The following is a 25,133-nucleotide window of genomic DNA, read 5'->3' as shown; positions in this document are numbered from 1 at the left end:
ATGCTACGTAACTACCATAAATAAAATAACATAGTAGAAAAGATTGTATTCACATTTATAAATCAATTTTCTACACGGGTAGTATTCACATCTATGAATACAGTATAACACTATATAGTAATATAGCAACAAATATATTATAGAGTACTTATTTATCTTTTAATTATACATATATATCTGAAAATTCAATGCTCATTCTTTCAACTCTCTTATCATCCAAATCATTGTTTATTGGCGCCGGGCATAAATCTGATTCATCTTCAACAGCAAGAACTTTTGCAGGAAGTATTATATTAAACTGTGTGTACTCTCCATATTCACTTTCTACAGTAATGCTTCCCCCATGCATATCAACTAATGATTTAACAAGAGCAAGCCCAATTCCTGTTCCTTCGCTTCTTTTTGAAAGCGATTTATCTACTTGCATAAACCTATCAAAAATATTATTCAGTTTGTCCTTTGGTATTCCGCTTCCTGTATCTCTTACAGTAATATATACACAATCCACTAGAGCTTGAATACTAACTTCAATTTTCCCACTAGACTTAGTGAACTTTACTGCATTAGACAATAAATTCAATATCACTCTTTCAATTTTATCTGCATCAAATCCTAATATTTTTTCTTCTATATCTGTATCAAAAATAATCTCTATACCTTTTTCTTTTATATACTCTGCTACAGATAGAGTAATATCTTCTACTATTTTAACAATATCATAATTGCGCATATTTAATGTATAAAAACCAGAATCTATCTTTGTTATATCTAATAAATTATTAATGAGCCTTAATAGTCTATAACAATTCTGCCTCATTATACTTGTATACTTCCTTATTGATGGAATATTAACATCTTCATTTGTATCTGTGTACATACTTATCAACTGTAGTGAACTTAAAAGTATATTTAATGGAGTTCTTAATTCATGAGACATATTTGAGAAGAACTCAGTCTTTAATTTATCATCTTCTATCGCTCTCTCTAACAATAATCTACTTTCTTTAACTCTTTTTTTATCTGTAATATCCCTAATTGAAGATAGTATATTTAGGTTATTATTATTCAAGAACCTTAGTGATGTAGATTCAAAATGTTTTGATATACCTTGCCTAGTAAGGAATTTATACTCTCCCCTTAGAAACATTTTATCCTCAGATAATAGACTTTCTACTCTTTGTTTCTTTAGTTCTTGATTTTCTTTACCTAACACTTCTTCAAGCCTTTTCCCTACTAAATCTTTCGGATTATCATACCCTAGCATTCTAGCATATGACTCACTAACAAAGAAATAGGTATTACCATCGTGAATACTTATACCATCTGGTAGCATATTGATTAGTTTTTTATATAATTCTTTGCTTTCAATTAGTTTTTCAAGTATATTTTTATATTTCTCTGCCTTCACTATAGCATCATTGTACCTTTTCTTCTCAAAAGTTATATCTCTAAGTACAAAAAACTCATACCAACAACTATTTATTTGCTTAATATTGCACTTTATATCTACATCAAATATATTTGATGCAAAATCTTTAATCTTATATTCACCTTCAACAACTCCAAAAGGTTCACCAATAGAGTTACTAATTTCGCTATCACGTTCTAATTGCAGCAATGATACTACTGATTTGCCTAGTATAGATCCATCATTACAATGTAGAAGTTTTCGCAATTCAGTATTTGCAAAAATAACTTTACCATCTCTCTGAATTAATACGGCATATGGTAAAAAATTAAAATGCTCATAACTTTCATTACCTCTGTCAACTATATTTTCAACATCAGAAAGTAGTTCATCATTATCAACAGTAACTCCGTCACGCATAAACTCAGTCCTCCAATATCCTAATTGTAAATATCTTCACTATATTTCAGTATTCTCCATACCGTCACAAAAACCTTTTTTGTTTATTGAAGCTACAAAAATTCCTGGTATGATAAAATTTATAAAGAAACTCCGTTGAAAAAACATAAAAAAAGAGATAATATCTATCAATATTTTGTTTCAATACATTCTCATGCCTTGAAAATCAATATTCTAACATTATCCCTTAATTCTTAATCCTATAGCAATTTAACCTTTTTTATAATTCCACTTGACCTTTGCATCTGTATCTTACCATTAACTCTCTAATCTTTTTTATCACGTAATAAAAGATCTTTGAATCAGGACACTTATTTTAACTTATGAATAAATAATCCGCTTCTAAGCTTTGGTTCAAACCATGTAGATTTTGGAGGCATAACTTCTCCTATATCAGCTATATTCATTACTTCATCAATTGAAGTTGGATACATGGAAAATGCTACTTTCATATCAGATGAAGCTCTTTTTTCCAATTCAACCAAACCTCTTATACCACCAACAAAATCTACACGCTTATCACTTCTAGGATCCTGTATACCCAATATAGGTGATAGTAGATTATCTTGAAGAATAGATACATCTAAGCTTTTTACTGGATCTCCATTATTAAAACTTTCTTCCTTAGCCTCTAACTTGAACCATTGCCCATCAATAAACATCCCAAAGGTGTGCTTTTGTTCAGGTTTATATCTTTCACCTATTTCTCGAGGTGTTATATAAAACTTATCATTTAACTTATCTAAAAATTCAGCACTACTTAATCCATTTAAATCTTTTACTACTCTATTATAATCCATAATCTTTAGATGAGACTCCGGAAACAATACCGCAAGAAAAAAGTTAAACTCCTCTTTTCCACTAAAGTCCTTACATTCTTCTCTTCTCATAAGTCCAACCTTTACCGCAGAAGCTGCTCTGTGATGTCCATCTGCTATATATAGATAATCAACTCTATTAAAATATTGACTTAGAGAATCTATAGTTCTTTTATCATTTATTTTCCACACTACATGCCCTACACCATCTTCTGATGTAAAATCACACTCTGGATTTTTTTTAACCCAATTGTTTATTATAAATGATATATTTTCATTATCTCTATAAGTTAAAAATATAGGTCCTGTATTAGCATCACAGTAATTAACATGATTTATTCTATCTTGCTCTTTGTCAGGTCGTGTAAACTCATGTTTCTTTATAACATTATTAATGTAATCATCTATCGAAACACAAGAAACAAGTCCAATCTGGCTTCTCCCATCCATTGTTTGCTTGTAAATATACAAACAAGCTTCATTATCTTGAACCAAAACTTCATTTTCTTCCATACCATCCAAGACTTCTTTAGCTTTTTTATACACAGCTTCATCATATATATCCACAGATGGCTCTAAGTTTATCTCAGCTTTATCCACATGAAGAAAAGAATATTCATTTTCTTGTACCATTTCTCTAGCTTCGTCAGAGTTCATAACATCATATGGAAGTGCAGCAACTTTTTCAGCTAGTTCCCCCACCGGTCTAACCGCTTTAAAAGGTCTTACAATAGCCATTATTATCCTCCTCATTTTAAACAGATATTCTCTAGTATATTATCACTAAAGTTCTTATTTATTATAATTCAAGATTTTATAGTCTTTAAACTAAAAAAACACCCAATTTCATAAAGCCAATTTAAAATATAACCTAATAAACAATGTCATAGTCTAAATCTTGAAATTGGGTATTCATCTTAATAAATATTACTTATGAAAGAATTCTCCTATAATTTCAACAATTTCGTTACCTATTCTTGTCTGAGCTTCTCTAGTTGCTGCTCCTATATGCGGTGTAGCACTAACTCTAGGATGGTTTACTAACTCCTTATTTCTTGTAGGCTCTTCTTCAAATACATCTATACCCGCACCTGCTATCTTCCCACTATTTAGTGCATCAAGTAAAGCTGACTCATCGACAACCTTTCCTCTTGCACAATTAATTAAATAAGTTCCATCCTTCATTAATTCAAATTCTTTTTTAGCTATTAAAGGCCCTTTTGAACCGTCAAAAGGAACATGAAGAGTTATGAAATCTGATTCTTTTAAAAGTTCATCAAAATCCCTATATCCATATTCATATTTTTCAAGATCATTTAATTCACCTAGTCCATCAAAATATAAAACATTCATACCTAGACAGCATGCTCTCTTAGCAACTTCTCTTCCTATTCTGCCCATACCTACTATTCCTAAGGTTTTTCCGCTTAGTTCTATACCTTCATATTTCTTTTTATTCCATTCTAGGTTTCTCATTGTCACATTTGATATATTTATAAACCTTGCAAGTGCAAACATATGAGCTATAGTAAGCTCTGCTACTGAAGCTGAACTTGCATTCGGTGTATTCATCACCTGAATTCCATTTTCTAAGGCATAGGAAACATCTATATTATCTACTCCTACTCCACCTCTAATTATGGCTTTCAATCTTCCAGTCTTACTAGCCTTATCTATTATACTTTTATTTATCTTAGTAGCTGATCTAACAACCACTACATCAAACTCTCTTAGTATTATACCAAGTTCTTCTGGTACATAGTGTTCTTCTACTACTTCAAAACCTAAATCTTTAAGTTTTAAAACAGCTTCTTTTTCCAATCCATCTGTCACCAAAACTCTATACATTTCACTTTCCCCCTCATATAAAAACAATAATTATTCAAGTCCTAAGATTTCATTAATATTAAATAGAAGTTCTTTGATATCATCTACACTACAATCTGCCATATGAGCTATTCTAAAAGTCTTATCTTTAAGTTTTCCATATCCATTAGATAATTGAAAACCTCTATTTCCTAGCTCTTTGTTAAGTGCTCCAATATCAATTCCTCTTGTGTTGGTTATATTGGTTACAGTATCAGACCAATAACCTTCCTCAGGGAAAATATCAAAATATCTTTTTGCCCATGCTCTAACTATATTCGCCATTTCTAAATGCCTATTAAATCTATTTTCAATACCTTCTTCATTTACTATATAGTTTAGTTCATAGTCTAAAGCAAACATGTGTGATAGTGATGGTGTTGATGGATATTGATAATCTTTTTTCTGTATATACTTATAAATTGCTAATAAATCTAGATACGTACCTCTAAAAGGAACCTTTTCAGCTCTTTCTTTAGCTTTGTTTGAAAATGTGCATACTGCGAGTCCTGGAGGCAAGCCCAATGCCTTTTGACTTGAAGTTATGCAAATATCTATACCTAGTTTATCAACTTCTATTTTTGTACCACCAGCTGAGCTTACTGTGTCTACACAGAAAACTACTTCAGGGTAATTTTTAACTACCTTTGAAATTTCTTTCAAATTATTCATTAGTCCAGTTGATGTTTCATTATGAGTAATAGCTATTAAGTCATATTCACCTGTAGAAAGTACTTCTTCTACAAGTTCTGCTTTTATAGCTTTGCCCCACTCAACCTGAAATTTATCTGCAGGCACATTATTGTGTAAAGCCATTTCATACCATCTGTCTCCAAAAGCCCCACAGGAGAAGACAGCAGCTTTCTTTAATGTGCACGATCTTATGGCGCCCTCCATAAGTCCACTGCCTGAACTAGTAGAAAGTAAAATCTCACTTTCTGTATAAAAAAGTTTCTTAAGATTGTTGCTTATCCTTCTTTGAAGCTCTGAAGCTTCCTTTCCTCTATGACCAATTAAAGGTCTTGCCATTTGTTCTAATACTTCCTGTCTTACCTCTACAGGCCCGGGAATAAATAATTTCTTGTGCATAAAGACACCCCCAAAATAAATTATATACTCCCATGTGTTATTATAAATTCTATCATTTTCAAAATATTTATACAATAATCTTTCAAAAAAACAACTGTTTATATAATAATCTATCAAAAAATTCTCGTAATGTTAATGAAAATGTCTACAAATACAAGTTTTTTTAGTATTTGTTAAAAATTCACTTTTAGTAACCACCTTAACAATTAATCATATATTAAATTTAGGCTATGTTTGAACACTGTATTGAAATTAAAATATCACTCCTCCGATACTCTAATTTCAAAAATAGCATTAAACATAGCCTAAAGAATAAAGAAAAACTTCTGCTATAGAGACAGAAGTTTTAAAGTAGTTAAAACATATACATACAATTTTGTATATTAACTAATTGTTTTGTGCCATTTGTTTGAGTTTCTCAAATGAATCCTTATTACAGAAACCGCCAACATAATGGGAACAGTTGTCACAGCTTACAGATGATAATCTCATGCTTATCATTAATATATCATCTTTGGCTATATACTCTTTGCAGTTCTCACCTATTATACCTGTTAATTCATTATATTCCATACCTATTACTCCTAACCAATAATATTTCTATTATTTGTTTAGGACTGTTATTATATTCAAGCTAATACAATTATATATACCTTTTAACTTAAATATCTGCATACCTTTTACTTAAAAGTGTAATCTCCGAATCTATATTACCTATAACTGCAAGTGATTTATAATATTCTTCCTCCAAATCAAATATAGTTACAGGTTCTTCTAGTATAGTTCTTACGCTAAATTCATTGCTTACTAAATCAATCTTTATAGGTATATTCACACTGCTTATATCTTCTACAAATCTATTTTCTATATAAGTATTAATTGTTCCATTAAAGTCAGAATAAAAAACTAAATCTTTTGTATTACAATATAGAACTGCCTTATTTACATGGTCAATACATAGCACTTTTACTTCTATTCTGATCACACCTTCATAAAACAACTTTACTTTAGCTTGATCTTCAGTCTTATTAAGCAAAAGAAGATTTCCAGATATCTTCTTTACATTACAGTTTATGCTTTCTATCTTATAAATCTTATCATTTTTTAAATTCACAATCTTATTTATAGACACAGGTATCTTTAGCATTGCTATTAATACATCAATATCAGCTACTTTTTCTACTTCTTTATTGTTGTTAATTGACTTAGTACCTTCAACGCCATTAGATCTATATAATTTATATATATTATTTTCAATTGTTTTTGTCTTAAGAACTTCACTACTTATTTGCAACTTTGTATTGCTTGTAGAATTATTATAACTATAGTCTTTATATAAATTACTATCTCTTCTATTAAATAATCCCTCTTCAGTTGAATTAATAAGTTTCTTATGTAAATACCCTGTTTTTTCATCTTTATGTATTTCATCAAAATTCTCTAGCCCATCCTCTTGGTTATAATAATGCACTAATAAGAAGGATGAAAATATTTTTAATAATAGATCCTCATTTATAGATTCACTCATAATAACATATCCCAAAAATTGTTATATATTATTATAAGCTAAGAGTGCAAAACTGATACAGTTTTGCACTCAAAGCATTAAGTTATTAGCATTCTACTAATACATATTGTTCTTGAAGAACTTTTATATCTAAGAAAAGTACCATTTTTTCAACTATCTTCGAATATAATTTACCATCATATTCAGGAGTGCAGTTACATCTTTCTTCATGTTCAGGCACTGGCTTCTTGTCATCTTTATGACAGTCCCAACCATCATATTCGCCTAATGGAGATGGATCTTTGTACATATCTAATTCTATGATCTTGAATCCATCAAGTTTTATGAAAGGTCTGCTATTATATACTGTTGCTTCTTTAAAATCTGCTTCGCAATAAGCTTTTCCTTTTACTGCATCACAAGAGCAATCACAGCTATCGTGTTCAGATGCATCACAATAAAGCTCAGATTCAGTTAAACCTGTTCTATCTTTATTTATTGGCTTTAATAAAAAGTCGATATCAGTTATAACATGGAAAGGAACCTTTACAGTATGATGTCTTATATCACCATTTATTACACCTTTATCTTTGCTTACGCAATCTGCAGTAGCATACTCTATATTTTTTTCAATATAACCTTGTAAGAATAGCTTTCCGCATTTGTCGTTTAAGCTTACTACTCTAGCTTGAGTTACAAATAAGTGCTTTTTTGTTCTCTTAATTTCATAGTATTTTTCAGCATAAGGTAGGTTTATACAAGATTCAATACCTATTTCTACTTCTTTTGCAGCTATAACTACAGGAAGTCTGCTAAAGAATGGTGGTTTTATTGCTTTTACACAACTATTAGAACCATGTGCTTGAACCAAAGTTTCTGACTTTGCACATCCACAATTATTTTTATTATTCTCTGCCATATTAATACCTCCATTTGAGTATGAACTTAATATATAATACTAATCTTGTCGAAAATATGTGACTGTATTTTTATTTTTTTTGCTTCTATTTGCCTTTAATTCTATTATCTTGTAAATACAGCCAACTTAATACAATTTGTACATTAACATTCATTTATATGTGTGATATTAATATACATATTTCAATCTGAACTCTCATATTAATCCAATAACCGTACACTTTCCTATACAGCAAAAAAGGTAACTCACTTATTACAATGAGTTACCTTATAGCATACATAATTCTCTATTTTAAATTATAGACTTCTTCATACTTATCATTTAAATATCTTATAAAATACTTTGCATTTAATTCTTCACCAGAAATTAACTTAATAAGATCAGCAGGCTTATATACTGCTCCATGCTTATGAACATTTTCTTTAAGCCATTGATGTATAGTATCAAGATTTCCATTCTCAACATCATCGAAAATCTCTGGGCTATCACTAAGCATTTTTTTTAGCATTTGAGCACCATAAAGATTACCTAATGCATAACTAGGAAAATACCCAAAGGAGCCGTCAGACCAGTGCATATCTTGAAGTATTCCTTCTGCATCATTTGATGGTTCAACCCCTAGATATTCCTTATATTTTTCATTCCAAATCTTAGGCAGATCCTCTAAGTTAACTTCACCATTAAATATTAACTTTTCTATTTCATATCTTATAATTACATGAAGACTATAAGTTAATTCATCTGCCTCTGTTCTTATAAGTGAAGGTTCAACTATATTGATAGCCTTATAGAAATCCTCGAAGCTTACATCCTTTAACTGGTTAAATCTCTTCTTTGCTTCTGGAAAGAAATACTTCCAAAATGATTTGCTTCTTCCTAAAATATTCTCATAAAATCTTGATTGAGATTCATGGATCCCCATAGATACGCCAGTTCCTAGCCCTGTTCCCATTAATTCATCAGGAATATCTTGCTCATATAAAGCATGACCACCCTCATGAATACTACTAAACAATGCACTTCTAAATTCATTTTCGTGGTAGTTTGTAGTTATTCTTACATCTTTATTTCCAAAATTGATAGTAAAAGGATGAACACTTTCATCTAGTCTTCCTGCATCAAAATCATATCCCATTTTCTCTAAAACAAACAAGCCAAACTCCTCTTGTTCCTCTTTAGTGAATTTATTTTTAAAGAACGAATCATCTATGTTTGTTCCACTATTCTTTATTCTATTCAATAAGTCTACTATGGCATCTCTTAGTTCTCCAAATACTTCATCAAGCTTCTCTACTGTTATTCCTCTTTCATACTTATCCAGCAAACTATCGTATTTGGTTCCTGTATATCCAGTATACTCTAAGAACTCTTTTTGAAACTCTATAACCTTTCCTAAGTATGGCTTAAATATACTAAAGTCATTCTTCTCTTTTGCTTCTTCCCACGCAGCTTCTGACTTTGAGCATAGTATTACATACTCTTTATACTTGTCTTCAGGTATCTTTTTTATTTCATCGTATTGTCTCTTAAGCTCTTCTATCATAGCTCTATCTATAACATTCAGCTCATCTAGATGTGGTTCAAAGAATTCTATAAATCCTTTGACTTTCTCTGATGTAGTAAACTTATATCCTTCACTAGAAAGATATCCTACAACTTCAGCTCTTTGCTCTACAGCCTTTTTAGGCATACCAACTCTCATATCCCAGTATACCAAACCAGTTGCTTGCTCCAGAAGTTCCTTTGTCTTAATATATTCTCTTACCTCTTTAAGCTTCTCATTTAAATTCACAATATACGCCCCCTTTAACTTTTTATATATTTATATATTTATATATTTATGTAATACCCCTTAGTCTTCATACATTTTTCTTGGATCTTCTGCTCTAATCTCACTTACTTCCTCATCAAAAGTCAATATAGATTCAGTCTCTCTACAGTATTTAACACATATACATTGTCCTAAATTCCTTGGGCATTCTCTACACAAACAATTCGTATCTTCACCATCACAGTTACCATTCTTAAAATCCGGACAATAACTGCAATTAAATTTTGTTCCTATGGGCATAATTAACCTCCATACTAATTTTATATAGCATATTATACCACTTTAATATTTAATAGTCATATGTATATAAATAAATTACAAAAAGTCGCTGAAGCCACCTTCTCCAGTGAATTCTTTGCGCATCTGTCTTTCCAAATGTATATTAGGAAAACCTGGCAGGCAAGCAGGTTTCATTTTTTTACTACCTCATTGAAATATATACGTTTAATTGGCGTAAGACTTTTATAACTTTCTTTACAGCAAGAAAGCTTCTCCAAATTTTAATGGAGAAGCTTTTTTGCATGATCATTTAAATAAGTTTTTATTTTTTATATTTTATAAACTTAGAATTATCTTATATGGATGCACCAATTCGTAATAAAATTTATATTTTTAAATTCTCTCACCAGAAGCCACGATTTTCGAACATGCATAACTTAGGTTTTCGTAACTGAACCCTATGTTTACTTCCTACCTCGTAGCAATACTCATTTATATTAATATATCCCTCTTAGTGAACACAAAATGAGAAATAGCATAAAATACTATTGATGATACAACCATAACTGCAATTGCCCATGTAATATTTAAATTAGGATTATTATATTGCATTGCAAGAGAACCATTTAAAACACTACTAGTATCTCCATAAGTTAAAAATAAGAAGTGAGCTATTTTCTTAATAGGATTAAGTACTTGCGTAAGTATTGGTATAAGTATGGTCAATATAGAACTTATAGCCATAGATATCATACTGCTTTTTACTATTGAAGATATTAAGAATATAAAACTGCAACACACTAGTATAAAAAGCACTTGTAAAACAATTGTCCTTACCGTGAAATTCCAAAGTGGTATAGTTGAACCAGTACCTGCAACTTGTATAAGAGGATGTACTCCATCTTGAAGCTTACTCATATCAAACTGATACCTTGTGCCAATTACAGTAGGAACAGATGCATATCCGAACCCTTTAAATAGCCCAATTAGAATAAATGCTATAGCTTCAATTGAGAGAATTAATGCTGAAGTACTAATAACAACTGATAAAAACTTTGATAATAATACTTTTCCCCTTGAAACCGGCTGAATTAATAGGAATTTTAAAGTTGCAGGAGTGCATTCTCCTGAAACTATATCACTCATAAACACAGCAATTCCAACTCCTAAAAATAAAGTTCCTAAGATTTGAAGCGCTTTCTGCAAGTAGGAGAATCCAGTAACTGTCCAAGAATCTATTGGTTTGAGATTATTATCTTTATAATAATTTAATTCAGTTATTCTACTATCAATACCTGTTTTGTACCTATCAGGTATTGTTGCATCGCTTTTTTGCTTATTCAAGACTTCAATTTCACTATCTATTTGAGCCTTCCAATCATCTACCACATTTCCCGATTTTATTTGTTGTTGAAGTTTATCAGTATTTTTCTGAAGCTCTGATCTTTGTTCTTTCCTCTGCTTAATAGTAAATTCTACAGACTCATCCTTGTTTTGGCTTGCTTCCATTGTTTTTATATCTTGATCCATTGATGTTAACTGTTGCTGATACTGTTCAAGTCTTCCCTGAGGAGAATTCATTTTAACCATTCTTCTTTCCTCTACATAAAAACCTATGTAAAGTAACGCAATAAGTGCTACAAATAGAAGCGAAACAACATATGTTTTCGGTCTTTTAAAGGTCTTTTTCAGTTCATTTTTGGTTAAAGTAAATAACATCTTATCTTACTCCTCCTTCAACAAGTTCCATATATCTTTGTTCCAGACCCTTATGACGCTTGTATATTTCTACTATTGCTACATTATTTTTCACAAGCTCCTCTACAAGTTTAGGACTATAGCCACTCTTTATAGAAACTATCATCTGTCCATCAGTTAAACTTGCAGTATGAACAAAATCAAAAAACTTGATTACTTCTAAGGCCTTATCATCTTCTGTTGTAGAAACTACCATAGTATCCTTCTCTGTAGCCATGCCTTCTCCATTTACACTTTCTACTGATTTAATTTCCCCTCCGTTAATAAATGCAACCCTATCACATAAATGTTGAACCTCGCTAAGTATATGAGATGATACAAATACCGACATTCCCCTTTCCTTTGCTGCTTTCTTTACTATTTCTCTAAAATCCAGAATCCCTGAAGGGTCAAGTCCATTAGTAGGTTCATCCAGTATCATAAGCTTTGGATTTCCTAAAAGAGCGGCACCAAGACCTAACCTTTGTTTCATACCCAATGAATACTTTTTCACTTTATCATCTATTCTGTCATGAAGACCTATTAGCTCTATTACTTCATCTACATCAGCTTTTTGGAGCCTTCTTATTCTAGCTATCTGCATTAAGTTCTCTCTTCCAGAAAGATACCCATAAAGTTCTGGGTTTTCTACTACTGCACCTAAATTAGCTAATGCATTTTCTCTATCCTTTTGTATATCATATCCTGCTATCTTTATACTTCCCTCGTCGGGTTTTATAAGTCCAACAAGCATTCTTATCGTTGTAGTTTTTCCTGCGCCATTAGGTCCTAAGAACCCAAATATTTCTCCTTCCTCAACATCAAGAGAAATGCCTTTTATTATTTGCCTCTTACCTAATCTTTTTTTAACAGCTCTTACTTCTAATACATTCATAGTACAGCCTCCTTTTAACATCTTAAATGATACCAAAAGTTTCTAACAATAAAATTAATATTATCTTAAGTTTTTCTTAATTTATAAAGCTATAACTTCATCATTTAAGTTATGTGCTACTTGAAAACAACCTAATATGTCCACTTCCATTAATTTGAATTTCATATTTATATAAAGATTCATGACTTTAAAATTAAAGCTATATTTAAGAATATTGTGAAATTGATTAGTTATACAGGAGACGCTATATGAGCGAGCAACTACAATTAAAGCTATTTAAGTTTTTATGTTTTCCTAATACATAAAAAAATAAGAAATTAATAAAATTGTTATACAATCTTATTAATTTCCCACCTAAAATATAGTTTAAAGTTTTATATTGTAATCTCTTTATTTTCCTCTGCAATAAGAGTTGCTTTCTTACTTCGAAGTTTATATATAGTATATTCTAATATTATGAATAGGGGCGTGGATACCATAAAAGCTATATTAAATATATACTTGCCTTTTTCAATTGAAATATCTTTTTGAAAAAGAGCCAATACTGCTGATACGGTAAATGCTATAAGGTAGCAAATTATAGTTCCAAAAACTACATACCAAAATACTCTAGCACCTTCATAATAATATAGATCTTTACTACCTTTTCTACTTATGTCTTTATATATTATATAGGACAATATAGTGCATATAACTGTAAAAACTAAAGTAATCACTATATAAATGACTTGAGCTCCCATATCTAAATTTTCAACCCTATAACCATAGACATAACTATAAATTAACTTGTCTATAGTACTGTAATTTACAAAATTCAAAAAATCACCAAGCCAACTTAATCTCTCACTTAAAAACATGCTAGTTATACCAAAAATAACTATAACTGTTTCAATAAAAAAAAGTGGACTTAACATAGCCAATACTTTTTCTTCAAAAAACATATTTGCAAGTAATACTATACTATTAATCATTAGCACCATTGAAAAATATATGAAGAAGAATAAGATAACTTGTCCTATTGTTAACTTTCCATATAACGAGAACAATCTACTTCCAGCAACAAACAATATTAACTTTACTATAAATAAAGTGAATATGGCCATAAAACTAGCTATAGTAAAAAACATGTTTTTTTCAAAATACTTTTTAGCTTTTTCTTCTCCTTCTTTAAAAGAAAAATATTCCTTTTTATCTCTAAAATACACTGATATTAGTATTCCACAAATCAAATATATAATAATTGATTTTAAAATCCCCAGTGATAAAAAGCTATTCATAAGCTCTTCACCAGTGAGCCAATCAACAGGTTCTGGAGGTTTTCTAACATAAGAGATCATCTGATGTGTATTAGTTAAAAAGAATAAGCTCAAGAATATAATACCTGCTACTATACTTATTCCTTTCCATTCTTCCTTAAATAACTTCTTTATACTAACCGTTATAACTCCCTCCTTAAATTTATTCTTTTATTTATATTCCGCAATATTATGATTTTAAAACACTTATTGCAAAATCTTTTACTAAAATATTTAAAAAACATTTCTTAAATCTATGAAAAATATTTTTTTTATCTGTAACACTTTTATTGTTAGCACATATAATAATCCTATAAAGAAGATTATTCAGATTCCATATATAACATTTTATGAATCTGAGCAGGTTTTAATACATCCCTATAATTATAATATTGAAATTACCGCTCCCATCTATTAATAATAAAAATCGCTAATGGCTTTTCATTGGCGATTTTTTTTGCACATCTACCTTTTCAAAGCGGTAATAAGAATGTTATAGGCGATAAAAAACAGGTGTATTTAATATCACCTGTTTTTTGTTTAAAGAAATAACTTAAACACTATTAAAAATATAACTCCTGGTATTCCAAAAAAGCCTGCAATCAATGCAGTTATAACATTTATACCTATAGTGAAATGAAAAAATTGTTGTCCAACGTAATTAGTTATTACAAGCAAAATAACTCCTAATACTCCGTTTATCAGTAACTTCATTAATATTTTTAATGGCCATGAAAAAAATTTAACTAAAATAACCAATAAAATTAAACCTAAAGCACCATATATTAATGCATCCATTCTCCCAACCCCTTAATTTATATGCATAATCTTAATTTAGTATAAATCTCTACAAATATACTTATTTACATACTCTTAAATTTAATGTAGTGTCTGACTTTATGCCAAACCTTTTAGCTTCACTTATAAGAAACTCATATCGTGTTCTAGCCGCTTGTTCAGAGAATATAGCAACTTCTATAAGCTTAGGATCATTGACATAATTAAAAACTTCCCAAGCCCATTCTAATTCCAATCTAGCATCTTCAATCTGACGTAATAAATCATTCTTTTCCTTTGAAGAGTCAATCTTATTTTTAACATACTCTAATATAAAATTTTTATTCATATACTCCTCCAAATATGCTTATATTTTATCTAAATTATTTACATATTATGGATTATATATTCATGTATTTATTCGTTTCTTAAAACTTTTATTACAATATATCTATTTATTTATCTTTGTATTTTAACAATTTAATTAAAATTATTATTATGGCTTTAAGATAATAATGTTATTCCATATTTTACAACTTTACATAAATTTACACAACTTAATTTTACCTTAAGATTTACTTTTTTATTGTATCTATCTTATTTACCTATTAATAATAGTTGTAAAGTTAATGCGTATTATTTTGGTATCACTCGGGAAATCTAATTATCGCAAAGCTTAAAATAAAGGGTGTGTGCAACTAATAATGATAAAAAATCGTATTTCAACAGTTTCTTTTTCTTTAATTCTATTTGTTAGCCTTATGTTAGGATGTGAAAATGGAATTAAAAATGTTAAAGATAATCAACCAAAAAGTTTTTCAAAAGAAGCAATTACAGACTCCACTGAAAGTAGTTCGAACAAAAATGATATTCATGTTAATGATAAAGATCTAAACCAAATGGAGTCTAATAAAGAAAATTCAATCAAGAATATTGATATGAATGAATTAAAATCGGAACTAGAGAAAATATATAATGAACGTTCAACAGCTCTTTTCTCTGGCGATATAGCATCTTTAAACACACTTTTTGATACCTCCCAAAAATATGGCCAACTGGCATTAGAAAATGAAATCAAACGTGTAAAATATCTCAACGATTGGTCCAGTGAAAGAAATATAACATTTGGTAGAATAGGATCTTCTGTGTCAATAAAGAAGGTGTACCCACAAGATAATATACTAAAAGTGAATTTGCATGAATCATATAAATTTGACTATGTTTATGATAAAGATATTAACTCTCCAATTGATTCTTTTAGAATTGGAATAAGACACACTACAAGCTTGATTAAAAAGAATGAAAAGTGGGTTATTTATAGTGATCGATACACTGACTGCTTTGAGGATGCCTTACATAGATACACTAATGTAGTTGCTAAACTGCCAGAAAAGCTATCATCTGTTCATAATACAAATAATAATTATCAGACAGTAAATTATTGCAAAGTTTTTTATGATAGACAAAAAGCTGTAGATTATGCTGATAAATATTGTGGCGCCGCTTTGGAAACCAATAATGATTTAAAATACAATAAAAAGTATAATGACTATAACGGCAGAGGTGGAGACTGTACTAATTATATATCACAAGTATTAGCAGATAAAGAAGGGGGAGGCATGCCTTTTGGAGGCACTTGGACTCCTGGTAGCAAAACTTGGGTTAATGCAAATAGTTTAAAAAACTACTTAATAAATAGCGGTAAGGGTACTGTGATTAATGTTGGTACCTTTAAGGAATTAACCAAACCTTCAAAAACTTCTGCTAAAGGTATAATTGGCAACTTGCAAATTGGAGATTTAATCGCTTATGAGAAAGGTCCAAACAATATAGATCACTTTGCAGTAATAACAGGCTTTGACTCTCATGGTTATCCATTAGTAAATTCTCATACTACAGATAGGTATCATGTCCCTTGGGATTTAGGATGGGGAGATGCTAAAATTAGATTTTTTCTTATACATATAAACGGATAAGATATTTTTTAACGTATCTTATCCGTTATCTCTCAATCCTCCTATAATTCTTAATAATCTCATGACTTATCAGATAGAAAAAATAAAATAAAGTTTAATTTTGATTAATATTATTTTTTAATTCTTCTATCGCCTTTAATAACATTTCTATATTTTTAGCATTCTCCGCTTGTTGCTCCGTCAAAATATCAATCTTATAATGCAAATCTTCTACTATAATTTCAGATTTTAAATTAATAAGATAATCATTCGCAGCCGTTAGTCTATCTTTTTCTGATTGACGATTTTGTGACATCATTATTATAGGAGCTTGTATTGCAGCAAGACATGATAACACAAGATTCAAAAATACAAATGGATATGGATCAAACGCCTTATTACTTAGAATAACTACATTTCCTATAATCCAAATTAATATTACAACACCAAAACTTATTATAAATGTCCAGCTACCACCAAATGCTGCTACCTTATCTGCAACCCTTTGCCCTAGTGTTGAATTTTCTTCATCTGTTTCATTGATATTTTTTGATATTTTTCCACTAATAAGTTCATGTATCAATTCTTCATTAATATCACTCCCTTTTAAATCCTTATCCTTTTCTAATATCTGCCTTACTAAGTCTTCTTTACTATAATACACTTTATCCTTATCATTCATAACTTATCTCTCCTACTCACATTTTCTATTTTATCTTACATATTTTACAGTTTTTTATCCCTTTACTCCCACTAATTATCATTCACTTTAATCATCTCCAAAAAACTTACTAAATAAAACATTCTCTCTACTTCTCAACAATTTATATGCCACAACAACCTTTATAGGTTCTACTTCACCATAGAAGTGCTGCTATTGTCAAAGTACTCTTCGATTTTATGCCGTCTTATTTTCATTAGTCTTTATCATTAAAATAACTTAATAACTATGTTATAATAACAATTAATTTATTCTCAGTACACTATTCAATCAAAAAATTCACACTATATTAACAGTATCAATATCAATAGAAATGAGTTTAAAGAAAGGACTTTCTAAATGAAAAACAAAAAAAATAAACACAGTAAGTTTAAGAGCATAATATTATTAAGAATCTTATATTCTACCGCTATTATACTAACTATTATTAGTGGATTTATCTATTTTAAATATTGGCCTACCATTTCATCTTTGTATGATGATGCAACTACAAAGGTTAATAACTCTACAGTAAATACCTTTGATACTAATAAATCCAAAAATATAAAGACTTTAAATAATGAAGATCCTTTATATCTGGAATCCACACTTATTCCACAAGATGTAAAAAATGCTTTTGTCGCTATTGAAGATAAAGATTTTTATAATCATGGAGGTGTAAGCATAAAAGCTATTTTTAGGTCCATATATTCAATATTCACAAATGACTGGAGAATAACACAGGGAGGAAGCACTATTACTCAACAATTAGCAAGAAATGTTTTTTTGAACTTTGATAAAAATTATCAAAGAAAAGTTGAAGAGATGTTTATAGCCATTAAATTAGAACAAAAATTTACAAAAGATCAAATATTGGAGTTTTATATTAATAATATTTACTTTAGCAATAATGCTTATGGTATAAATACTGCAGCTAAAAAATTTTTTAATAAAGATTGTAGAAAATTAGACCTCTCACAAATATGTTTTTTAGTTGCAATTCCTAATGATCCTGAGTATTATGATCCAATAAAACACCTAGACAACACCTTACAGCGAAGAGACTTAGTTCTAGAAAAAATGAAAGAACATGGCTATATTACCAATGAACAATATCAAACTGCCATTAATTATAAAATAGTTTTAAGCTCTGGTAACTAATTACATCTTTAAATTACAAACGAACGCCATACATCAAAAGAAAAAATCATGGTTCAAACTGTAGACAATTGTGAGAACCATGATTTTTGATAAAATTTTATTTTCTTTATAATACTTATTAATGAAAAAACTGTTTCGTTACAACAATATAGAATAGATTATATTTCTTTTCTTCCTTCAAGCGCCTTTGAAAGAGTAACTTCATCAGCATACTCTAGGTCGCCACCTACAGGAATACCTGCTGCTATCCTTGTAACTTTAATATCTAGAGGCTTTAATATTTTAGATATATACATTGCTGTTGCCTCTCCCTCTATAGTAGGGTTTGTCGCAACTATCACTTCTTTTATGTCTCCTGTCATTCTAGATACTAATTCTCTTATTCTTATATCCTGAGGACCTCTTCCTTGCATCGGTGATATATTACCATGAAGTACATGGTATACTCCATTAAATTCTTTAACCTTTTCCATTGTCATAATATCTTTAGGTTGTTCTACAACACAAATCATATTCTTCTCTCTATTTGGGTTAGAACATATAGCACAAGGATCCTTGTCTGTATAATTTCCACAAACAGAGCAGTATTTTATAGTTCCTCTGGCCTTCACAAGTGCCTTTGCAAATTCTTCTACCTCATCTTTAGGTAAGTTAAGTATATGTAACGTTAATCTTTGCGCAGTTTTATGTCCTATACTTGGTAACTTTGCAAATTCTTCAATGAGTTTCTCTATGGCAACTGGGTAAAAATCCATTTCCTTTCCTCCTCTAATATTTTAGGCATACAGGGGACTGCATCCCTTGTATGCCTAAATAAGCTTTATTATATCTTTCGTAAACTTATCTACTAAAATAATCCTGGCATATTTAATCCACCAGTTAGTTTACCCATTTTATTAGCAGTTTCATCTTCTGCCTTTCTTAAAGCTTCATTTACTGCTGATAATACTAAATCTTCAAGCATTTCAGCATCATCTGGATCAATAACTTCTGGTTTTATATTTATGCTCTTTATTTCTTTCTTTCCATTAACCTTTACAACTACTGCTCCGCCGCCTACTGAAGCTTCGAATTCTTTGTTTTCAAGGTCTTTTTGCATATCTTCCATGTCTTTTTGAAGCTTTTGTGCTTGCTTCATAAGATTATTCATATTTCCTCCGCCGAAGCCTCCTGGAAATCCACCTTTTGCCATTTGATATTCCTCCTTACATTTAGTCTGTATATATTATATAGTATTTTTTTATTCAATACTATATCCTCATAATTAATATTATGTGTAAAATCTCTAATTGTTTATAGATACATAAATTAATTTTTATTTATAATTCTTTATCATAGAAAGCTATTATAAATTATACTATTCATCTAATATCTCTAGAATATCTTCTCCTAATATATCTACTAATATCTCTTCTGTATCTTTAGTCTCTTCCTCGCCTTTGTTAACCTTATATTTAACCTTTACTTTATCCTTTAATATCTCAGAGAACACCTCATCTACAGTACTGCTTACTTCCATCTTTTCTAATCTAACCTTATTAAATGAATACTGCTCTTCATATTCTATAGTTACAATACCATTACTTACATCAACTGGTTTTCCTGTTAGTAATGAAGCATACATTACCATAGCTCTTCTTGCTTTAAAGCCTTCCATAATATCCTTCCATGCTCGCTTTACATCATCTATTGTAACTGATGAATGCTCATTATGATTAGAAGGACCTTCACTATTATGTACTTCTTGTTGCACTTTAGAAGGACTTAATTTGCTTTTTTCTGAGGATACGCCTTGGCTTCTTTCATTATTTGCTACATTACCAGAAGCAGGTGTAGCCACTCTTATCTTTCCGCTCTTTATAATTTCTTCAAGCTTATTTATTCTTGATAGCAAGACTTCCTTTGAAGTATCATATTCTATCTTACATAACTTAATTGAAGCTAACTCCAAATATATTCTTGCCTGATTACTTTGTTTAGAGCTCTCCTCAGATTCTTGAAGTATCCTTATTGCTCTCATTACCTCTTCTACTCTCATCCTTGAAGCCTGCTGCTTAAGGAAGCTAATATTCTCCACAGACATATCTAATACTTCATCTGGAGTATTTGTAACCTTTACCATAAGCAGGTTTCTATAATGAGATATTAGATCTTTTATAAACAAATGTACATCTTTACCGGAGAAAACTATTTCCTCTATTATGTTCATAGTTTTCTCAATGTTTCTCTCAACTATAGCATCAGTTATATTAAATAAGTATTCGTTAGTTACAAGTCCTAGCATTGATACAAGACCTTCATATGCAATTTTGCCATTTCCCATCGAAATTGCCTGGTCTAATATGCTAAGTGAATCTCTAAGCGCTCCATCTGACACTCTTGATATTAAATCTAAACTCTTATCATCAGCATAAACACCTTGTTCTTTCACTATTCGTCTTAGATGCCCTGCTATATCATCCTTACCAATTCTCTTAAAGTCAAATCTTTGACATCTTGATAAAATAGTTATAGGTAACTTCTGAGGATCTGTAGTAGCCAAAATAAATATTACATTTTTAGGTGGTTCCTCAAGGGTCTTAAGGAATGCATTTACTGCACCTTGAGAAAGCATATGAACCTCATCCATTATATAGACTTTGAATCTCGCTTCCTGTGGCGGATATTGAACATCATCTATTATATCTCTAATTTTATCTACACCATTATTAGATGCTGCATCTAACTCTGTTATGTCTATAGCAAGACCATTATTGATCTTATTACACATCTCACATTTATTACAAGGTTCTCCATCATGTAAATCCAAGCAATTTAAAGCCTTAGCAAATACCTTTGCACTTGAAGTTTTACCAGTACCCCTAGTTCCACAAAATAGGTATGCATGTGCTATTCTATTATTTATTATTTGATTTCTTAAAGTTGTTGTTATATGTTCCTGACCTACAACATCTTCAAATTTCTTAGGTCTCCATTCTCTATATAAAGCTGTATATGCCAAGGTTAACCACCTCACTATCATTCCTAAATCCTACTTAATATTATACATCAATGACAGTAATTAAACCAACCATTGTTTATTTCCTATTTAGGAATATATAAATTGCACTTTAAAAACTACTTAGCAACTAATCGCTATGAAAATAATCTATATCAATAAAAGAAAAAGAGGCGTATTCTTTTACTTATATTTATTTAAAATATTCTTCACTCTTTCTATGATTATTTCCTTAACATGACTTGGCTCTAGTATTTCAACCTTGTCTCCAAAGCTTAAAATCATACTATAAACCCACTCATCTTCTGGATAACTAACCTCAACTAATATATACCCATCTTCTTGCAAACTCATTTCTTCCATCTCAAAATAATCATCCAATCTATTCATACAAGAAGGATGAAATTTTAGTTTCAAGTCAATATTATTACTCCCCTTTTTAGTAAGCAGAATATTATTTTCAATATTCTTCGGTATAAATGTATTTTCAGTTTTTTCTATATCACCTATCCTTGTAAGCCTAAATAGCCTAAAATCTCCCCTCAATTTACAAAACCCATAAACATACCAAGTATTAACTTTTAGTATCATGGTATGAGGTTCAATCTCTCTATCTGTTCCTTTGCCATTTAGGTCTAAATAGTAAAATCTTATGGTACGCTTCATGTCTATTGCGTCTCTTATTATTGATACCTTTCTTTTAATTCTTGTTGAGTTTCCCCAATGAGAAAAATCTATTATAAAATTCTTATCTATATTAATATTATCATTAGCCTTAACCGCTTTTAACTTTTCAGTCATACCCTTCACCACAGGATCATCATAGAGATTTTCTACTCCCTTGAGTAACTTCAATAGTAAATCATATTCCTTTTCAGTTACAAAATTATTATCAATCTTATAACCTTCTAGTATTTCATATCCACCTTCATACCCCTTATATGAAACTATTGGTATGCCTGCAATATTTATTGCATCTATATCCCTTTGAATAGTCCTAACCGATACTTCAAAAAACTCTGCTAATTCCTTAGCTGTAACTCTTTTTTTATTTATAAGCATCATAATTATTGTAATTAATCTATCAATCTTCAAGTTTTGCCCCCCTTATTAATTACTTAATAGATCTTTAGCACTTTAAATCTTATAAACTTAACAATAAGTATGTATATGGTAAGAGCATAAATTAAAAACCTATACATTTTTCAATAGTTCCATATTATAGCATCATTTACGATTTTTAAAGTGCATACTAAAAGAGTAAACTATAATATAAGAGACTTTATTTTAAACATAATTATATAACTATATAGATTATACCTTAGTATAAGTTAAATCTAAATCACAGGAGGAGAATATGAGCATTTATGATAAAAAGTATCTTTCAATTGTAGAAGATATTTTAGAAAATGGTTATCTTGATAATAATAGGACTGGTGTAAGAACATATAAACTTCCTCACCAAATAATGCAATTTGATTTACAAAAAGAATTCCCTATCCTAACAACAAAATTTGTAGCCTTCAAAACTGCAGTTAAAGAATTATTATGGATATTCAAGGACGGCTCTAATGATGTAAGAAAGCTTCAAGACGAGAATGTTCATATATGGGATGAATGGATGATGGATGACGGAACTATCGGTACTTCATACGGTTGGATTGTAAAGAAGTTTGACCAGATAGATAATCTTATTGAAACATTAAAGACAAATCCTCAAGATAGGAGAATGATGATAAATTTATGGCAAATTCCATACCTAAATGGAGGACCTCTTCATCCTTGCTGCTTCTTAACTATGTGGGATGTTACAGACGGAAGACTTAACTGTATGCTAGTTCAGAGAAGTGGAGATATGGGGCTTGGAGTTCCTTTTAACTCCAGTCAATATTCTGTATTGGTTCATCTTATAGCCCAAGTTACAAATCTAAAACCTGGCTTATTCACGCATGTCATAAATAATGCGCATATATATGAAAATCATGTTAATGGATTAAAAGAGCAGCTCTTAAGAAAAGATTGTTCTTATGATGCACCTAAACTTTGGATAAATCCTAAAATTAAAAACTTTTATGATTTTACAGATGATGATATTAAGTTAATAGATTACAAACATCATTCAAAAATAAATATGGAGGTGGCAATTTAATGCTTTCTATAATAGCAGCTATATCAGAAAATGGAGTAATAGGAAATAACAACGACCTAATCTGGCATCTTCCTGCAGATCTTAAAAGATTTAAAAAAATAACGTCTGGACATACGGTTATTTTAGGACGAAAAACCTTTCAATCACTTCCAGGTGTCCTTCCAAACAGATATCATATTATTATAACAAAAGATAAAAACTTCTTTGTTGAAGACGAGAATGTAGAAGTGGTTAATTCACTTGACGAAATTATTACTAGATTCTCTAACACTGAAGATGAGGTTTTCATAATTGGTGGAGGGGAAATATATTCACAGCTTCTTCCTTATACAAGCAAACTCTATATAACTAAAGTTAAAAAACACTTTGATGGAGATACTTTCTTTCCAGATATAGATGACTCTAGCTGGAATATTGTAGAACAGGAAATCGGTGTAGAGGATGAAAGAAACACGATTCCTTATGAATTTATTTCTTTAATTAGAAAGATATAATAGATTAAAACTTTTATAACTTGCAAATCAGTAAAAATGAAGCTGTATCAATATAAGTTTATTCATATTGATACAGCTATTTTTGTTTTCACCAATATATAATTTAATTTTTAGCTTTGATTATATAATTCTTCAGCTTTATCCCAATTAACTACGTTCCACCAAGCATCTATATAATCTGCTCTCTTATTCTGATACTTTAGATAATAAGCATGTTCCCACACATCTAAAGCTATAATTGGCTTAAACCCTAAAGGTATTGGAGTATCTTGATTTGGAGTAGAAACTATAGATAGTTTTCCATTGCTATCCTTCAACAGCCAAGCCCACCCTGAACCAAATCTATCCAAGGCAGTTTGTTTAAATTGCTTCTTAAAGTTAATAAAGGAGCCAAAATCTCTGTCTATAGCTATCATTACGTTTCCTTTTGGGTTACCTCCTTTATTAGGAGCCATTATGTCCCAAAAAAATGTATGATTATAGTGTCCACCTGCATTATTTTTTACAGTCTCTCTAATATCACTTGGTAGTGTATCCAGAGAAGACAATAATTGCTCTAAAGACTTCCCATATAATTCCGGATGCTTATCTAGAGCTTTATTAAGGTTATCTACATAAGCCTGATGATGCTTGTCATGATGTATTCTCATAGTCTGCTCATCTATATATGGTTCAAGTGCCTTATAATCATATTTTAATGGCGGCACCTCAAACTTTTTCATATTTTGCTCAAACGCACTAACACTAATAGAAAAAGTCATTACAATTAATAAGGTTATAGATATAAATTTCCTCACAAAAACACCTCCTGTTTATGAGAGTAGTATTCTCTTACAAGAGGTGTTTTATTATTCAA

General features: G+C 30.1%; 24 protein-coding genes. 4 read left to right on the top strand and 20 right to left on the bottom strand.

Features of this window, described 5'->3' with window-relative positions; genetic code table 11:
• Positions 1–163: 163 nt before the first annotated feature.
• The 14 genes from OCU55_RS21060 to OCU55_RS20995 form a co-directional block, all read right to left on the bottom strand.
• Positions 164–1,828: a sensor histidine kinase gene (locus OCU55_RS21060; protein ID WP_261854255.1), complete on the bottom strand. Its 1,665-nt coding sequence runs from the start codon at positions 1,826–1,828 to the stop codon at positions 164–166.
• A gap of 350 nt (positions 1,829–2,178) precedes the next feature.
• Positions 2,179–3,423, bottom strand: a complete 1,245-nt coding sequence (locus OCU55_RS21055; RefSeq protein WP_261854254.1) for a DUF1015 domain-containing protein — start codon at positions 3,421–3,423, stop codon at positions 2,179–2,181.
• A gap of 189 nt (positions 3,424–3,612) precedes the next feature.
• Entirely contained in the window at positions 3,613–4,533 is a 921-nt protein-coding gene (locus OCU55_RS21050) for a D-2-hydroxyacid dehydrogenase (protein WP_261854253.1), read from the bottom strand.
• Between the two features lie 30 nt (positions 4,534–4,563).
• Positions 4,564–5,640 carry a pyridoxal-phosphate-dependent aminotransferase family protein gene (locus OCU55_RS21045; protein WP_261854252.1) on the bottom strand — a complete coding sequence of 359 codons (1,077 nt, stop codon included), beginning with the start codon at positions 5,638–5,640 and terminating at the stop codon, positions 4,564–4,566.
• Between the two features lie 387 nt (positions 5,641–6,027).
• Positions 6,028–6,213 (bottom strand): hypothetical protein, encoded by a 186-nt coding sequence (locus tag OCU55_RS21040; protein ID WP_261854251.1) that lies wholly within the window; start codon positions 6,211–6,213, stop codon positions 6,028–6,030.
• Positions 6,214–6,301: 88 nt separating this feature from the next.
• Entirely contained in the window at positions 6,302–7,168 is an 867-nt protein-coding gene (locus OCU55_RS21035; RefSeq protein WP_261854250.1) for a hypothetical protein, read from the bottom strand.
• Between the two features lie 85 nt (positions 7,169–7,253).
• Positions 7,254–8,066, bottom strand: coding sequence for a CsxC family protein (locus OCU55_RS21030; protein WP_261854249.1), 813 nt, complete (start codon positions 8,064–8,066; stop codon positions 7,254–7,256).
• Positions 8,067–8,352: 286 nt separating this feature from the next.
• Complete coding sequence (locus tag OCU55_RS21025; protein ID WP_261854248.1) at positions 8,353–9,858, bottom strand: carboxypeptidase M32; 1,506 nt, start codon at positions 9,856–9,858, stop codon at positions 8,353–8,355.
• 60 nt (positions 9,859–9,918) lie between these two features.
• Positions 9,919–10,137: a hypothetical protein gene (locus OCU55_RS21020; protein WP_261854247.1), complete on the bottom strand. Its 219-nt coding sequence runs from the start codon at positions 10,135–10,137 to the stop codon at positions 9,919–9,921.
• A 471-nt stretch (positions 10,138–10,608) separates the two neighbouring features.
• Positions 10,609–11,835, bottom strand: a complete 1,227-nt coding sequence (locus OCU55_RS21015; RefSeq protein ID WP_261854246.1) for an ABC transporter permease subunit — start codon at positions 11,833–11,835, stop codon at positions 10,609–10,611.
• A gap of 1 nt (position 11,836) precedes the next feature.
• Positions 11,837–12,748, bottom strand: coding sequence for an ABC transporter ATP-binding protein (locus tag OCU55_RS21010; protein ID WP_261854245.1), 912 nt, complete (start codon positions 12,746–12,748; stop codon positions 11,837–11,839).
• A gap of 374 nt (positions 12,749–13,122) precedes the next feature.
• A complete protein-coding gene (locus OCU55_RS21005) occupies positions 13,123–14,118 on the bottom strand; it encodes a hypothetical protein (RefSeq protein ID WP_261854244.1) in 996 nt (331 codons plus the stop codon).
• Positions 14,119–14,583: 465 nt separating this feature from the next.
• Positions 14,584–14,841 (bottom strand): pro-sigmaK processing inhibitor BofA family protein, encoded by a 258-nt coding sequence (locus OCU55_RS21000; protein WP_261854243.1) that lies wholly within the window; start codon positions 14,839–14,841, stop codon positions 14,584–14,586.
• 61 nt (positions 14,842–14,902) lie between these two features.
• Positions 14,903–15,169, bottom strand: a complete 267-nt coding sequence (locus OCU55_RS20995; protein WP_261854242.1) for a YaaL family protein — start codon at positions 15,167–15,169, stop codon at positions 14,903–14,905.
• Positions 15,170–15,524: 355 nt separating this feature from the next.
• On the opposite strand from OCU55_RS20995, the gene OCU55_RS20990 reads away from it, so the two are divergent.
• Entirely contained in the window at positions 15,525–16,796 is a 1,272-nt protein-coding gene (locus OCU55_RS20990) for an amidase domain-containing protein (RefSeq protein ID WP_261854241.1), read from the top strand.
• Between the two features lie 94 nt (positions 16,797–16,890).
• Here the strand turns inward: OCU55_RS20990 and OCU55_RS20985 are convergent, their stop codons facing one another.
• On the bottom strand, positions 16,891–17,457 hold the full coding sequence (locus OCU55_RS20985; protein ID WP_261854240.1) for a DUF1003 domain-containing protein: 567 nt from the start codon (positions 17,455–17,457) through the stop codon (positions 16,891–16,893).
• A 378-nt stretch (positions 17,458–17,835) separates the two neighbouring features.
• Between OCU55_RS20985 and OCU55_RS20980 the strand changes: the two genes are divergently transcribed.
• Positions 17,836–18,636 carry a transglycosylase domain-containing protein gene (locus tag OCU55_RS20980; RefSeq protein WP_261854239.1) on the top strand — a complete coding sequence of 267 codons (801 nt, stop codon included), beginning with the start codon at positions 17,836–17,838 and terminating at the stop codon, positions 18,634–18,636.
• A gap of 158 nt (positions 18,637–18,794) precedes the next feature.
• Here OCU55_RS20980 and recR read toward each other — a convergent pair whose 3' ends face one another.
• The 4 genes from recR to OCU55_RS20960 form a co-directional block, all read right to left on the bottom strand.
• The gene (gene recR / locus OCU55_RS20975) at positions 18,795–19,391 is read right to left on the bottom strand and encodes a recombination mediator RecR (protein WP_183279661.1); all 597 of its coding nucleotides are present in this window, start codon (positions 19,389–19,391) and stop codon (positions 18,795–18,797) included.
• A gap of 92 nt (positions 19,392–19,483) precedes the next feature.
• Positions 19,484–19,828, bottom strand: a complete 345-nt coding sequence (locus OCU55_RS20970; protein ID WP_261854238.1) for a YbaB/EbfC family nucleoid-associated protein — start codon at positions 19,826–19,828, stop codon at positions 19,484–19,486.
• Positions 19,829–19,993: 165 nt separating this feature from the next.
• A complete protein-coding gene (gene dnaX, locus OCU55_RS20965; protein WP_261854269.1) occupies positions 19,994–21,637 on the bottom strand; it encodes a DNA polymerase III subunit gamma/tau in 1,644 nt (547 codons plus the stop codon).
• 180 nt (positions 21,638–21,817) lie between these two features.
• A complete protein-coding gene (locus OCU55_RS20960; protein ID WP_261854237.1) occupies positions 21,818–22,729 on the bottom strand; it encodes a helix-turn-helix transcriptional regulator in 912 nt (303 codons plus the stop codon).
• Between the two features lie 262 nt (positions 22,730–22,991).
• Here OCU55_RS20960 and OCU55_RS20955 point away from each other — a divergent pair, with 262 nt between their 5' ends.
• The gene (locus OCU55_RS20955) at positions 22,992–23,783 is read left to right on the top strand and encodes a thymidylate synthase (protein WP_261854236.1); all 792 of its coding nucleotides are present in this window, start codon (positions 22,992–22,994) and stop codon (positions 23,781–23,783) included.
• Positions 23,783–24,277 carry a dihydrofolate reductase gene (locus OCU55_RS20950; RefSeq protein ID WP_261854235.1) on the top strand — a complete coding sequence of 165 codons (495 nt, stop codon included), beginning with the start codon at positions 23,783–23,785 and terminating at the stop codon, positions 24,275–24,277. The genes OCU55_RS20955 and OCU55_RS20950 overlap by 1 nt, the downstream gene beginning before the upstream one ends.
• Before the next feature lie 110 nt (positions 24,278–24,387).
• On the opposite strand, the gene OCU55_RS20945 is transcribed toward OCU55_RS20950, so the two are convergent.
• Positions 24,388–25,038 carry a superoxide dismutase gene (locus OCU55_RS20945; RefSeq protein ID WP_427847084.1) on the bottom strand — a complete coding sequence of 217 codons (651 nt, stop codon included), beginning with the start codon at positions 25,036–25,038 and terminating at the stop codon, positions 24,388–24,390.
• Between the last annotated feature and the right edge of the window lie 95 nt (positions 25,039–25,133).

Origin of the sequence: Clostridium folliculivorans (genome assembly GCF_024341905.1) — a bacterium.
In the GTDB taxonomy this organism is placed as follows: domain Bacteria; phylum Bacillota; class Clostridia; order Clostridiales; family Clostridiaceae; genus Clostridium_AR; species Clostridium_AR folliculivorans.
Note: the sequence above shows the minus strand (reverse complement) of the source record. Positions and strands in the feature narration are given on the sequence as shown.

What these genes read in the sequence shown, in the direction of transcription:
- OCU55_RS21060 (WP_261854255.1), bottom strand. Translation starts at nt 1,828, where the DNA reads ATGCGTGACGGAGTTACTGTTGATAATGATGAACTACTTTCTGATGTT.
- OCU55_RS21055 (WP_261854254.1), bottom strand. Translation starts at nt 3,423, where the DNA reads ATGGCTATTGTAAGACCTTTTAAAGCGGTTAGACCGGTGGGGGAACTA.
- OCU55_RS21050 (WP_261854253.1), bottom strand. Translation starts at nt 4,533, where the DNA reads ATGTATAGAGTTTTGGTGACAGATGGATTGGAAAAAGAAGCTGTTTTA.
- OCU55_RS21045 (WP_261854252.1), bottom strand. Translation starts at nt 5,640, where the DNA reads ATGCACAAGAAATTATTTATTCCCGGGCCTGTAGAGGTAAGACAGGAA.
- OCU55_RS21040 (WP_261854251.1), bottom strand. Translation starts at nt 6,213, where the DNA reads ATGGAATATAATGAATTAACAGGTATAATAGGTGAGAACTGCAAAGAG.
- OCU55_RS21035 (WP_261854250.1), bottom strand. Translation starts at nt 7,168, where the DNA reads ATGAGTGAATCTATAAATGAGGATCTATTATTAAAAATATTTTCATCC.
- OCU55_RS21030 (WP_261854249.1), bottom strand. Translation starts at nt 8,066, where the DNA reads ATGGCAGAGAATAATAAAAATAATTGTGGATGTGCAAAGTCAGAAACT.
- OCU55_RS21020 (WP_261854247.1), bottom strand. Translation starts at nt 10,137, where the DNA reads ATGCCCATAGGAACAAAATTTAATTGCAGTTATTGTCCGGATTTTAAG.
- OCU55_RS21015 (WP_261854246.1), bottom strand. Translation starts at nt 11,835, where the DNA reads ATGTTATTTACTTTAACCAAAAATGAACTGAAAAAGACCTTTAAAAGA.
- OCU55_RS21010 (WP_261854245.1), bottom strand. Translation starts at nt 12,748, where the DNA reads ATGAATGTATTAGAAGTAAGAGCTGTTAAAAAAAGATTAGGTAAGAGG.
- OCU55_RS21000 (WP_261854243.1), bottom strand. Translation starts at nt 14,841, where the DNA reads ATGGATGCATTAATATATGGTGCTTTAGGTTTAATTTTATTGGTTATT.
- OCU55_RS20995 (WP_261854242.1), bottom strand. Translation starts at nt 15,169, where the DNA reads ATGAATAAAAATTTTATATTAGAGTATGTTAAAAATAAGATTGACTCT.
- OCU55_RS20990 (WP_261854241.1), top strand. Translation starts at nt 15,525, where the DNA reads ATGATAAAAAATCGTATTTCAACAGTTTCTTTTTCTTTAATTCTATTT.
- OCU55_RS20985 (WP_261854240.1), bottom strand. Translation starts at nt 17,457, where the DNA reads ATGAATGATAAGGATAAAGTGTATTATAGTAAAGAAGACTTAGTAAGG.
- OCU55_RS20980 (WP_261854239.1), top strand. Translation starts at nt 17,836, where the DNA reads ATGAAAAACAAAAAAAATAAACACAGTAAGTTTAAGAGCATAATATTA.
- recR (WP_183279661.1), bottom strand. Translation starts at nt 19,391, where the DNA reads ATGGATTTTTACCCAGTTGCCATAGAGAAACTCATTGAAGAATTTGCA.
- OCU55_RS20970 (WP_261854238.1), bottom strand. Translation starts at nt 19,828, where the DNA reads ATGGCAAAAGGTGGATTTCCAGGAGGCTTCGGCGGAGGAAATATGAAT.
- OCU55_RS20955 (WP_261854236.1), top strand. Translation starts at nt 22,992, where the DNA reads ATGAGCATTTATGATAAAAAGTATCTTTCAATTGTAGAAGATATTTTA.
- OCU55_RS20950 (WP_261854235.1), top strand. Translation starts at nt 23,783, where the DNA reads ATGCTTTCTATAATAGCAGCTATATCAGAAAATGGAGTAATAGGAAAT.
- OCU55_RS20945 (WP_427847084.1), bottom strand. Translation starts at nt 25,038, where the DNA reads ATGACTTTTTCTATTAGTGTTAGTGCGTTTGAGCAAAATATGAAAAAG.